Annotated in this window: 10 protein-coding genes and 1 tRNA gene; 6 read left to right on the top strand and 5 right to left on the bottom strand. The window is 44.1% G+C overall.

What is annotated here, in order from left to right:
* Positions 1-102 precede the first annotated feature (102 nt).
* The 5 genes from Q0200_RS06005 (at position 103) to Q0200_RS05985 (ending at position 7,053) form a co-directional block, all read left to right on the top strand.
* The gene (locus Q0200_RS06005) at positions 103-1,602 is read left to right on the top strand and encodes a C69 family dipeptidase (RefSeq protein ID WP_297939007.1); all 1,500 of its coding nucleotides are present in this window, start codon (positions 103-105) and stop codon (positions 1,600-1,602) included.
* Positions 1,603-2,064: 462 nt separating this feature from the next.
* Entirely contained in the window at positions 2,065-4,338 is a 2,274-nt protein-coding gene (gene metE / locus Q0200_RS06000) for a 5-methyltetrahydropteroyltriglutamate--homocysteine S-methyltransferase (RefSeq protein ID WP_297939005.1), read from the top strand.
* Between the two features lie 229 nt (positions 4,339-4,567).
* Positions 4,568-5,449, top strand: a complete 882-nt coding sequence (locus tag Q0200_RS05995; protein WP_297939004.1) for a methylenetetrahydrofolate reductase — start codon at positions 4,568-4,570, stop codon at positions 5,447-5,449.
* Positions 5,450-5,457: 8 nt separating this feature from the next.
* Complete coding sequence (locus Q0200_RS05990) at positions 5,458-6,576, top strand: DUF3137 domain-containing protein (protein ID WP_297939003.1); 1,119 nt, start codon at positions 5,458-5,460, stop codon at positions 6,574-6,576.
* Positions 6,577-6,732: 156 nt separating this feature from the next.
* Positions 6,733-7,053, top strand: a complete 321-nt coding sequence (locus Q0200_RS05985) for a hypothetical protein (protein WP_297939002.1) — start codon at positions 6,733-6,735, stop codon at positions 7,051-7,053.
* Positions 7,054-7,270: 217 nt separating this feature from the next.
* On the opposite strand, the gene Q0200_RS05980 is transcribed toward Q0200_RS05985, so the two are convergent.
* The 5 genes from Q0200_RS05980 to Q0200_RS05960 all read right to left on the bottom strand — a co-directional run bounded on the left by Q0200_RS05980 (position 7,271) and on the right by Q0200_RS05960 (position 11,214).
* Positions 7,271-7,660 (bottom strand): hypothetical protein, encoded by a 390-nt coding sequence (locus Q0200_RS05980; RefSeq protein WP_297939001.1) that lies wholly within the window; start codon positions 7,658-7,660, stop codon positions 7,271-7,273.
* 120 nt (positions 7,661-7,780) lie between these two features.
* Entirely contained in the window at positions 7,781-8,176 is a 396-nt protein-coding gene (locus Q0200_RS05975; protein WP_297939000.1) for a polyphosphate kinase, read from the bottom strand.
* Positions 8,173-8,688: a translation initiation factor IF-3 gene (gene infC / locus Q0200_RS05970; protein WP_297938999.1), complete on the bottom strand. Its 516-nt coding sequence runs from the start codon at positions 8,686-8,688 to the stop codon at positions 8,173-8,175. Before infC ends, Q0200_RS05975 begins: the two co-directional genes overlap by 4 nt.
* Before the next feature lie 172 nt (positions 8,689-8,860).
* Entirely contained in the window at positions 8,861-10,681 is a 1,821-nt protein-coding gene (gene thrS / locus Q0200_RS05965; protein ID WP_297938998.1) for a threonine--tRNA ligase, read from the bottom strand.
* A 457-nt stretch (positions 10,682-11,138) separates the two neighbouring features.
* Positions 11,139-11,214, bottom strand: a tRNA-Val gene (locus Q0200_RS05960).
* Between the two features lie 245 nt (positions 11,215-11,459).
* Here Q0200_RS05960 and Q0200_RS05955 point away from each other — a divergent pair.
* On the top strand, positions 11,460-12,035 hold the full coding sequence (locus Q0200_RS05955; RefSeq protein ID WP_297938997.1) for a YbaK/EbsC family protein: 576 nt from the start codon (positions 11,460-11,462) through the stop codon (positions 12,033-12,035).
* The last annotated feature ends 222 nt before the right edge of the window (positions 12,036-12,257 follow it).

Genomic DNA, 12,257 nt, shown 5'->3' with positions numbered 1-12,257 from the left:
AATTTTTCCGATATAGAAATTTTCCTCTTCATTTTATATTTAATTAATATTTTTAGTCCTATAATTTCACTTAGATTTATTATCTCAAATCAAGGAGTAACGATGAAGATGAAGTTTCTCGCCTCGGCGGCGGTAATAAGCGCGATGTTTTGCGCAAACGCGCTAGCTTGCACGACAATTTTGGTTGGAGAAGGAGCCTCTGACGACGGCTCGATGCTGGTAGCTAGGAGTGCCGATAGCAAGGCGATAAAGGCGCAGGTATTTTTGATACATCCGAAAAAATCCAACCAAAAAGGCGTCCACAGCTCAAAGGCGCATGACGGCGCAAATGATTTTACCTATCCGTTGCCAAAAGAGGGCATGAGATACACGACGATAGCAAACTCCCACACCAAGCTTCACGGCGCGGTCGGCTACAATGACGCGGGCGTGGGCATCAGCGGCACCGAGACCATCTACGCCAAAGACGAACTGCTAAAAATCGATCCGTATAACGAAGCCACCGGCATCACAGAGGACGATATCCCGGACGTCTTGCTACCTCGTATGAAAAGCGCGGCGCAGGGCGTGAAGCTGCTCGGTGAGATCGTAGAAACTACGGGTGCGGGAGAGGGTTTTGGCGTAGTGTTCGTCGATAAAAACGAGCTTTGGTACTTTGAAACCGGCACCGGTCATCACTGGATGGCGGTTAAACTACCCAAAGACGAGTATTTTGTTTCCGCAAACCAAGGCAGACTACAAAACTACAAAGAAAACGATCCGAATTTTATGGGGTCGAAAAATTTGATCAAATTTGCCCAAGATAACGGTGCCTACGATCCGGCAAAAGACGGAGAATTTCAGTTTACCAAGGCCTACACCAGGGACGATGAGAGAGATATGACCTACAACTATCCGCGCGTTTGCTGGGTGCAGCAGATGTTTAATCCCGAGTTAAAAGATAAGCAGACCCTTGACGGTGGCAACTATCCGGTATTTTTAAAACCGGCTAAAAAGCTAAGCGTGCAGGATCTAAAAACCGCGCTCAGATCCCACTACGACGGCACTGCATACGATAACTACGCGAGCAAAGACGAAAATCAAAAAAACATCTACCGCGCCGTGAGCGTTTTTAGAACCTACGAGTCGCACGTCATGCAGGTGCGCCCGTGGCTACCGCAAGAGATCGGCAGAGTGACGTACGTGGCGCTTGGTATGTCGGAGCTTGGCGTTTATTTGCCGTATTACTATGGCCTCGACAAATTTATCGACGGCTACGACAAGGGCTCGTATAAGGCCGACGACGAGTCCATTTATTGGACATATAGAAAGCTGCAAACCCTCGTGATGATGGACTATGAGAAGTATTCGCCTGTCGTGAAAAAGGCCTACAAGGAGTTTGAGGACGCGCTCGCGGTCAAACAGGCTAAATTTGAAGACGAATACGTAAAACTCTACAAAAAAGACAAAGCCAAAGCAAACAAGCTGCTAAACGAATTTTCGACGAATATGATGAAGGAAGCCAAGGCTCTAACGCAAAATTTGACTAACGAAATCTTTACGATGCTAGCCGATGACACCGACGCTAAGCTAAAATCGCTAAATAAAGGCAAAAAAGACTAGGCAAATTTAAGGGGCGGGCTGCGGCCTGCCTCAAATTAGCCCGAATTTGATAAAAACTTCTTGATTTATTTTTTAAAAATCTTTATAATACGGCTCAAATTTGACCCCAAAAGGATGAGCTTAATGCCTTGCCCCATGCCTGAGACTCTTTAATCTTAGCAAAAAAACCGCAAACGACTTTAAAAAAACAGCCAAATTTTTAAATAATTTCACGTTTTTAAACATTAATATAAATTTATTTCTATCGCCGCGCAGGGCGCATTTCAACTGCATTTTTAAAAACAAAGCGAGGCAGCGTCTGAAATTTGGGCGAAATTTATTTAGCAGGGTTTTTTATAAATTTTATTTTAGTTTGCGAAAATCGGGTTGCCACCCGCCGTTTCTAAGCCCGCTCTTTTCAAAATAGCAAGCTTATAGCGTATAAAATTTAAAAATAAAAAATCAAAATTTAAAGGAATCAAAATGATAAAAAGTTATGTTACGGGTTTCCCGCGAATCGGAGAAAAAAGAGAGCTAAAGCGCGCGCTTGAGGGTCTTTGGGCCGGCAAAGAGGGCTTTAGCGAGGAGAACTTGCTAAGCGTCGCTAAAACGCTAAAAAACAGGCACTGGCAATACCAAAAAGACGCCGAAATCTCGGCTATCAGCGTAAATGATTTTTCGTTTTACGATTTGATGCTTGATAGCATCGTCGCGTTTGGCGCCGTACCGCCTAGATTTGCAAATTTGAGCGGACGAGAGCAGTATTTTGCCTGCGCGCGCGGTAACAAAACCGGCGTAGCGATGGAGATGACGAAGTGGTTTAACACAAACTACCACTACATCGTGCCTGAGCTTAGCGCCGAGACGTCGTTTAAGCTTGATGCGTCAAAAATCCTCGCCGAATACGAAGAGGCAAAGGCTGCGGGCGTAAAAGGCAAGGTAAATTTGATCGGACCTATCACATTTTTGGCGCTTTCAAAGACCACCGACGGCAGCTGCCCGTTTAAAAACCTAAACGCTCTAGTCGCAGAGTACAAAAAGCTACTTGAGCTACTTTCGACGCTTGACGATGAGATTTTGGTGCAGTTTGACGAGCCGATTTTTGCGACCGATAAAAACGAAGATATCCTGCTTAGCGTCATCGGTAAGGTGTATAACGAGCTAGCAGCAGCCGCAAACAACGTCAAAATAGTTTTTATGACGTATTTCGAGCATGCTCTAAAAGCGGTCACCGAGGTAGCGAAAACTAAAATTTACGGCATCGGACTAGATTTCGTTCACGGAAAAAGAAATTTCGAGGCGCTTGACACTATCAAAAACAGCCACTTAACGCTATTTGCAGGTGTAATCGACGGACGAAATATCTGGAAAAGCAACATTGACGAAAAGGTAAATTTAGTCCGCGAGATTGGCGAGAAAATCGGCGGCAAAGATTTCTACGTCGGACCTAGCTGCTCGCTGCTCCACGTGCCTTATACCCTAAAATACGAAGAAAAACTAAACTCCGAGGTCAAAAGCTGGCTGAGCTTTGCCGTAGAAAAACTAGACGAGATCAAAATCATAACCAAGCTAGCCAACGGCGTAGCGCTAAATGCGGCGGAGAGTAAAATTTACGAAGAGAACAAAGCTGCGGTTAAAACGCGCGCAACGTCAAATTTAATCCACTCCTCAAGCGTACAAAACCGCGTGAAAAATCTAGTCAAATTTGAGCGCGAAGATAAATTTGAAGATCGCATCAAAATCCAACGCGAAAGCCTAAACTACGGTATCCTGCCGACTACGACGATAGGCAGCTTCCCCCAAACCGTCGAGCTAAGAGTGCTTCGCCAAAACTTCAAAAAAGGCGAGATCGACGCGAACGCGTATGAAGCTGGCATCAAAAAATACATCGACGACTGCGTCAAATTTCAAGAAGATATCGGCCTAGACGTGCTAGTCCATGGCGAGCCTGAGCGTAACGACATGGTTGAGTATTTCGGCGAGCAGATCGAAGGATATGCATTTAGCGAGAACGGCTGGGTACAAAGCTACGGCAGTCGCTGCGTGAAACCGCCTCTACTTTTCGGCGACGTGAGCCGCCCAAAAGCGATGACTGTCGAGTGGATGAAATACGCCCAAAGCCGCACCAGCCGCATAATGAAAGGTATGCTAACTGGGCCTGTGACCATGCTAAACTGGAGCTTCGTGCGCGACGACTTGCCTCGCAGCGAAGTGGCTAAGCAGCTTGCACTTTGCATATTTGACGAGATCGCAGACCTACAAAATGCCGGCATACGCATCATCCAAGTGGACGAAGCGGCGTTTAAAGAAGGCTATCCGCTACGCGCCGAAAACATCCCTGCGTATGAGAAATTTGCGGTTGATTGCTTTAAGCTCTCGGTTAGCTCGGCCGAGCCAAAAACTCAGATCCACACTCATATGTGCTATTCCGAGTTTAACGACATCATCAAGACGATCGAGGCGATGGACGCCGACGTCATCAGCATCGAGACCGCTCGCAGCGGCAACGAACTGCTAAAGATCTTTAAATCAGTAGGCTACAAGCAAGAAGTCGGCCCAGGCGTATACGACATCCACAGCCCGCGCGTACCGAGTACCGACGAGATCGTGCGCCAGATCCGCGCGCTACTCGAGGTTCTACCGAAAGAACAGCTCTGGATCAACCCGGACTGCGGCCTAAAAACTCGCAAATGGGAAGAGGTCGAGCCGAGCCTAAAAAATATGGTCGAAGCCGTCAAAATCGTAAGAAATTCATAATTTCGACCGCTTGCGACTCGGCTAAATTTGCCGCTTTTGCCGTTTAAATTTACGGCCGAAGCGGCTTTTGTCCGCTAAATTTTGGGCGATGATTTTTAAAACCCGCTCAAATTTGACGCGGATCAAATTTGTCGGTCGAGGGCGAATAATTTATCCTGCGCACGCGCCGCCACGGTATAAATTTGACCGCAAACGGCGCGATTTTCTACATTTTAAATTTGGAAATTTCATGCTAAAAGAAAAAATTTTAAACAAAGAAAAAGGGCTCGTGCTCTACGGACTAACGCCGCCCAAGGCCGAATTTGATGAGGCCAAGCTGCGCGACATCTCGGATCGCTGGACGGGCAGGATAGAGAGCATAAACGCCGACGGGCTCGTGCTTTACGAGGTGCAAGACGAAAGCGAGAGAAGCGAAAGTGAGAGGACGTTTGAGTTCAGCGGCACGCTAAGTCCTGAAACCTACTACCGAGACTACCTAAGCGTTGCGACTCCGAGCGTTTTTTACCGCGTGGCTAGCGGCTACGACGAGAATGGATTTCGCGCGGCGCTAGCCAAACAAAGCTCAAATTTAAACGTGCTAGTCGGAGCGACGTCTAGCTCGCAAAAAGTGCGGCTAAATTTGGCTCGCGCGTACGAGATCGCGGGCAAATTTGAAAATTTGGCCGTTGGCGGCGTGTGTATCGCCGAACGTCACGCTAAAAAGGGCGACGAACCGCAAAGAATGCGCGAAAAGATCGCGGCTGGGGCGAAGTTTTTTATCTCGCAGGCGATTTTTGACGCACAGATGACGCGTAAATTTTTAGAAGACTGCGCGGCCGCAAAGATAACCGAGCCGATATTTCTCACGTTTTCAACGGCCGGCAATCCAAAAACGCTGGAGTTTATCAAATGGCTAGGCGTTAGCGTGCCTAGCCCGGTCGAAGAGCGGTTAAACGCCAGCGAGGACTATTTAGCGCAAAGTTGCGAAATCATCAAGGAAATTTGGCGCGAGCTAAAGAAATTCGGAGACGAAAACGGGCTAAATTTGAGCGCAAACGTCGAAAGCGTGATGGCAAAGCGCGCAGAGATCGAGGCGAGCCTAGAACTAGCTCGCGAGTTTAGGCAAATTTAGGAGAAAAGATGGCGGATACGGACGAGCCTTACGCCAAGAAAAAACTCACCGGCGCGCTCAAAATAGTCGCTATCGCGGTGGCGACCTTGATCGCCGTACCCGTCTTTTTTGCGATATTAAGCGCAGCCCTAAACGGCGGGTACATTTTTGTCGGCGTTATAGCCGCCGTTTTTTTTATTCCTTCGGTTCGTAGCTTTGTTTTAAAACTATTTGAGCGACCATCGCAAATTTCAAACACAAATGCTCAAAATTTGGTTTCAGACGAGCTTGCTGCCCAGTTAAGCGAGCTAGAAAACGAGCGCTTAAATTTAGTGACTGCCGTTAAAGAAACGCGCCTAATCGCTCTTGGAGTTTGTATTTGCGCTTGGGTTGCGATGAGTCGATTATCAGACGACGGCATATTTGGCGCGGCGTGCGGCGCGGTGTCTTATGCGGCAACCATGAGTCTCTTGACTGCTTCGAAAAGACGAAGATTTAGAGCAAATTTTAAACAGCAAATCATAGAAAATATCGTAAAAAAACACGGTCTTAGCTACGATAAAGACCGCGGGCTGGGGCTTGATGACTTTTTTACGATTTATGATTGCAGAGTCGATGAGTGGAGCAGCGAGGATCTCATTGAGGGCGATATAGATGGTGTTAGCGTCAAATTTAGCGACTTTTACGCGGCTAAAAAGATAAAGAATAAAAATAATACCGAAACCGTTGTGCAATTTAAAGGCGTGCTTTTTAAGGCCGATTTTAATAAAAAGCTAAGCTCCATAACTCAAATTTCGCATGTAAATTCAAAAAATTTAAAAATATACGGTGAAAAAGCAAATATGGACGACGTGAGATTTGAAGAGATATTTGACGTCTATGCAACCGATCAAATAGGCGCTAGATATGCGCTTAGTCCTGCTTTGATGGAGAAATTTACTGAGCTTTGTTTTAGATTAGGTGCGCCCGTAAATGCCGTTTTTAAAGACAATCAAATACTTATTGCGATGGAGACAGGTCTGGATAGTTTTGAACCAAATATAAATAAAACACTAATGAGTAATGAAACTATAGCGCTTTACGAGAGCGAGATAGCAAGCTTTATTCAGATAGTAAAAGAGTTAAATTTAAACCGCAAAATTTGGTAAGCTTGAAATTTGGACGGCTTTGTGGGTCGCAGCTCAAATTTGAATGCAATGATAAAATTTTACGTAAATTTAATCACGATATAGCATAAATATTTTCTAAACATTAAAGCGTTTTTGTAGTATAGTCGCCTTACAAATCCACACAAAGGAGTCGTCATGAAAAAGTTGGTTTTAGCGATCTTTTTGGCGTGTTTGGCGTTGTCTTCGGCTCAGGCCGGCAAGAGCCATGGCGATGGAGCGCAGGCCGTGTCTAAAGGGCAGTGGGCTACGGTGGTACAGATTTTTACAAAAGGTTGCTATAGCGAGAACGATACCGCATCGTGCAAGGATTTGGGCGAGATATATGAGTACGGCAGAGGCGGCGAGACTGATCAGCGCGTGAAAAAGGACGCTGCTTTATCAAAGCAAGCTTATGAAAGATGTTGCGAAAAGAGCAATGGACTAAGAAAAGACTGCTGCAGAAAAGTAGGCAAATAATCGCAGCGTCTGAAGTTGTTGTTTTTATGTATGCGGCCGCTTGTAAGGTCAAATGTGACTTCTCAAGCGGTTCACATATCCAATTTATTATTTGGCCAACTCTGGCTCAAATTTATCAAATTTTACTTCTTTGGTGTTATCGCGTAGGTATGTGTCGTGAGACTACAAATTTGGGTTCGGTCGATATTTTATAAATTTGCCGGGCTTGTTTTGTATTTTATTCGGTCAAATTTTGATCGTCAGCCTGAAGTACTTTTTCTAGCTTTTTATTGTTTTTGCCGTATTTTTCAAGATATAGCTGCTGCTGTTCGTTGAGGGCTTTAAAAATTTGCGCTCGCTCTTCGCCGCTCGTTATTTCAAGCAGTGCTTGCGCCCAGTTAGCAGGGTAACCAAAGCCGTATTCGCCTATGCCAACAAGAGTTTTTTGCATTCGCTTGGCGTCATAGTTTAGATTGTGAATGGGGTAGGTCGGGATGATTTTTAGCGTTTCTCGCTCCGCTATTTCGCAGGAGATCAGTTCTTTTGCTAGCTCGATACGTATTTTTAAAATTTCTTTGATCTGATCGTTTGTGTAGCGATTTGACTTGCGCGAGTTTGCTTTTTGCATGATTATAAAATGCCTTAAAATTTAAAAACCGAGATCCAAAAGCAGATATTTGTCGTCAAATTTTGCTTTGCGTTTTGTCTGTTTTTATGATCTTGTCGGTTTGTGTAATTTTTATACCGCTTATTTCTCGCAATCTTTTGCAGTTAGCTTTATTCGGCCAAAAGGCAACCCGTTTGGTAGGTGGTAGTTCATTATGATACTTTTTGCCCTTTGCAATAGCGCAAGGGTATCTTCGTCGAGGCAAAATTCTTCCACCAAAAGCTCTTTCATGGTAGATAAAAATTCTTTTTTGTTTTCTCCGGAAATAGCTTTCCAGTTTATATCTTGCGATTCTTCAAAAATATATTTGTAAGTGAGTATGTCGTTTTCACAGCTTATATCGGCAATTTTTACGCCATCGTAATCAGCTTGATTTAAAGTAGATTTTGCGCCGATAACGGCTAGTCTTAGATACGGACTGCACTCCGCGCCAGCCAGAGCTAGTGCAAGAGCGCAAACGAGACAAATTTTTCTCATCTTTTTGGCGTTACTAGCATATTGACGTAGCGGCCTTCTAGCAACGGCTCTTTATCGCGGTCGGAGACGTCTTTTACCATCTCCCAGACCTTTTGTAGCATTGCGACGCCCGCTTCAGGGTTGCTCATCTCGCGGCCTTTTAAAAATACGCGAAATTTGACGTGTTTGCCCTCTTCTAGAAACTCAAGCGCATGCTTGACTTTATAATTTATGTCATTTTGAGCGATTTTGACGGAGAGTTTGATCTCTTTTACTTCGATCGTTTTTTGCTTTTTCTTGGCCTCTTTTTGCTTTTTTTCCTGCTGGTAGCGGAATTTGCCGTAGTCCATTATCTTACAAACGGGAGGTTTAGCGTCAGGCGCGATTAGCACCAGATCAAGCCCCATTTTCTCGGCGATTTTCAAGGCCTCTACTCTTGAGATGACGCCGTATGCGGTGCCGTCGTCTCCCACGCATCTCACTTCGCTCGCTCTGATATCTTCGTTGAGCAACACTTCGTTTTCTTTAGCCAATTAGTTTTTTCCTTTAAGTTGAAATTTGTTGATTATATCCAAAAATATTGTGTTTTTATTGTGTTTTTCGTAGAAATTTATTGCGCTGTGACAATTTTTGCAGATTTTGGTAAAAGCCAGGTTTAGCATAAAGCCGCGCCTAGCTCAAATTTAGCGGATTTTGGTCCGTATTTCAAAAAGTTACCTCGGCGAGTTTTGATTTTAGTAGCTCGACGAATTCATCCAGCTTCATATCTTTTTGCTCTCTGGTCGTGCGGTCGCGCAGAGCGATGGCGCTATTTGCCACTTCGTTGTCGCCCAGTACCGCGATCATCGGTACACGCTGTTTTTCTGCGGTGCGGATGCGTTTGTTTAGACTCTCGTTTTTGCTCGCGATTTCGCTATCTACGCCGATTTTGCGAAGCTCTTTGGCGACGGTTTTAGCGTAGTCTAGATGCGCGTCGCTGATCGGCACGATGACTACTTGCGTCGGAGCGACGAAAAACGGCAGCTCGCCGCCCGTGTGCTCGATCAAGATGCCGATAAATCGCTCAAAGCTTCCCAGTAGCGCGCGGTGAAGCATGACGGGCTGTTGGCGTTCGTTATTTGCGTCGATGTAGCCTAGATCAAAGCGCTCAGGTAGGTTGAAATCTACCTGGATCGTGCCGCACTGCCATTTTCGTTTTAGCGCGTCGGTGATTTTTATGTCGATTTTTGGACCGTAGAATGCGCCGCCGCCCTCGTCGATACCGTATTTAAAGCCGTTTTCGTCAAGCGCTTCTTTTAGAGCTTTCGTCGCTGTTTCCCAAATTTCGTCCCCGCCGATAGCTTTTGCAGGCTTGGTCGAAATTTCCATCTCGTAGTGGAAGCCGAAATTTTCCATTATTTTGCCGGCGAATTTTAAGATTTCTAAGATATTTTCTTTGATTTGGCTCGGCATACAAAAGATGTGCGAGTCGTCCTGGGCAAATTCGCGCACCCTGAAAAGTCCATGCAAAACGCCGCTTTTTTCATGGCGGTGAACCACGCCGTATTCGAAAAATTTAAGCGGCAAATCGCGGTATGAGCGGATGTCTGACTGATAGACCTTGATATGACCGACGCAGTTCATCGGCTTTATGCCGTATTCTGACTCGTCGATCGTCGTAAAGTACATATTTTCTTTGTAGTTTGCGTAGTGACCGCTCTTTTTCCATACGTCGGCTTTTAGTAGCTCTGGTCCGCGCACTGGCTCGTAGCCTCGGTCGCGGTGAGCTTTATATAAAATTTGCTCTAGTTTGGAGCGCAAACGTCCGCCGTTTGGCAACCATATCGGCAGGCCGCCGCCCACTTCATCATCAAATGTAAATAACTTCATCTCGACGCCAAGCTTCCTGTGGTCGCGTTTTTTGGCCTCTTCGATGATGCGGATGTGCTCTTTTAGACTCTCTTTGTCGGCAAATGCCGTACCGTAGATGCGGTTTATCATCTCGCGCGTTTCATCGCCGCCAAGATACGCACCGGCTACGCGGGTTAGTTTAAAAAATCTTAAAAATTTGGTATTTGGCAAGTGCGGTCCACGGCACAAATCCTCGAAATTTCCTTGCTTGTAGCTGCTGACTTCGCCTTCGGGGATACGTTTTAGCACCTCTTGTTTTAGTTCGTCGTCTTTAAATTTATCGCTCATAAAGGCTTTTGTGGAACTTGCTTTGACGATATCAAGCTTAGCTTCGGCTAGCTCTTTCATCTTGGCCTCTATCGCCGCTAGGTCTTCGTCGCTAAGCTTGCTATTGGCCTCATCGACCTTAAAATCATAATAAAATCCGTCCTCGACGTTTGGTCCGACGAAAAATTTAGCCTGCGGATAAAGCTCTTTGATAGCCTGCGCCATGAGGTGCGCACAGGAGTGTCTGATGACGTTTAGCGCGTCGGGGGAGTTGTCAAAATAAATCGGTTCTGCGGCGTTTTCTCGCCCGTTGATACTCTGAGTATCGACTATGTTTCCATCCAGTTTGTATGCGATGATATCGCTCATTTTGCGTCCTTTTTATCGAAGCATCTTTCTTACGCTGAAAGAATTGGGCTTGATTTTAGCTAAAATGTTTTTAAGCTTTACTTAATGTTTTATTTGATTTGGGTTTAAACGGCGGTCAAATTTGAGTTTTGAATATAGTAGAATATATTGATTAAAATTTAAATATTGTTAAATCGGTAATATTATCAATATAGTTTATTATATTTTAAGAAAACTATCGCTAATATTTTATCGAATGAATCATGCATTTATCTCGTCTTTGCACTGTTTTGATTCATTTTTCTCCCGAATTGCGCAAAGGAGTGGTTGCCTTTGCGCTTTAATCATTAAATTTTACTTCAAAATAAAACATAATATATTTTTAGCTTTAGTAGGCAAATTTGACAAAAATTTAGCGTTCGGGTTTACGGTACGAAAGATAAAACAAATTTGAAAATTTGAATCAAAAGAAGCGAAATGGTGGCCCCGAATGGACTCGAACCATCGACCACTACCATGTCAAGGTAGTGCTCTACCAACTGAGCTACGGGACCGAAAAATGGAAATTTACCCAAAATAATATTGAAATTAGCTTAAATTTTGCGATTTTTCGTAAAAAGCAAAATTTGAGAGCAATCGCATTTTGTCAAATTTGATCCCGCTCTGCGATCTGAAAATAAAATTACATAAAAGATTACACCTTAATAGAAAAATCTTGATAAATCTTAAAAATAAAATCTCATAAATTCATATCTCGTTAGTCAAATTTACATTAAATCCCCTAAATTTAGGGATATTTATGACAGAGCAAATTTTTAATAAAATCCACGATCTTCTTAGCAAAAATGGGGCTAAATTTAGAGTGATAGAGCATGAGAGTGCTAGGACTTCAGAGGAGGTCGCTAAGATAAGAGGCACTAAGATGAGCCAGGGTGCAAAGGCGCTGGTATGCTCTATAAAAGGCGTAGATGAGGAGAAATTTAGGCAAATTTTTAAAGGTGAAAATGTGCTAGATGGCTACTTACTAGATGATGAAAAGCCAGCGATGAAGGCTGGTAAAATTTACTTGCTAGCGGTCTTGCCAGCTGACGAGCAGGCTGATCTTGACGCGCTTACGCAAAAATTTGATGGCAAAAGAGCAAGCCTTGCTAGTCCAGAGGAGGTTACAGCGCTTGCTGACTGCGTTTTTGGCTCGGTTCCGCCATTTAGCTTTCATAAAAATTTGCACCTTGTTGTGGATGAGAGTTTGCTAGAGCGAAACGAGGAGATCGCCTTTAATGCAGGACTTCTTGATAGATCGCTCGTCCTAAACGCAAAAGACTACGCTAGGATAGTAAAGCCGGTATTTGTTAAATTTGCAAAAGAAAAGTGCTAGGCTAACCACTTCCTAGCACATTTTTGATCGGGAGAAAAATGAATTTAAGTAATGCAAAGACGAGAAATTGCTAAATTCATTTCAATGACAAATATTATCAGGGATAATCTTAAAATATAATAAAGTATATTGATAAAATACGCATATTTTAGGGATACTTATCTTTATATATAAAAAAATATATTTTAAAATCCAAAAATTTTGGCTCAAATTTTACTAAAT

The organism is uncultured Campylobacter sp. (assembly GCF_938045225.1).
GTDB lineage: Bacteria > Campylobacterota > Campylobacteria > Campylobacterales > Campylobacteraceae > Campylobacter_A.
This window is presented reverse-complemented; position numbering and strand designations above follow the sequence as displayed.

Coding starts and splice junctions, on each gene's coding strand:
- Q0200_RS06005 (WP_297939007.1), top strand. CDS start 103: ATGAAGATGAAGTTTCTCGCCTCGGCGGCGGTAATAAGCGCGATGTTT.
- metE (WP_297939005.1), top strand. CDS start 2,065: ATGATAAAAAGTTATGTTACGGGTTTCCCGCGAATCGGAGAAAAAAGA.
- Q0200_RS05995 (WP_297939004.1), top strand. CDS start 4,568: ATGCTAAAAGAAAAAATTTTAAACAAAGAAAAAGGGCTCGTGCTCTAC.
- Q0200_RS05990 (WP_297939003.1), top strand. CDS start 5,458: ATGGCGGATACGGACGAGCCTTACGCCAAGAAAAAACTCACCGGCGCG.
- Q0200_RS05985 (WP_297939002.1), top strand. CDS start 6,733: ATGAAAAAGTTGGTTTTAGCGATCTTTTTGGCGTGTTTGGCGTTGTCT.
- Q0200_RS05980 (WP_297939001.1), bottom strand. CDS start 7,660: ATGCAAAAAGCAAACTCGCGCAAGTCAAATCGCTACACAAACGATCAG.
- Q0200_RS05975 (WP_297939000.1), bottom strand. CDS start 8,176: ATGAGAAAAATTTGTCTCGTTTGCGCTCTTGCACTAGCTCTGGCTGGC.
- thrS (WP_297938998.1), bottom strand. CDS start 10,681: ATGAGCGATATCATCGCATACAAACTGGATGGAAACATAGTCGATACT.
- Q0200_RS05955 (WP_297938997.1), top strand. CDS start 11,460: ATGACAGAGCAAATTTTTAATAAAATCCACGATCTTCTTAGCAAAAAT.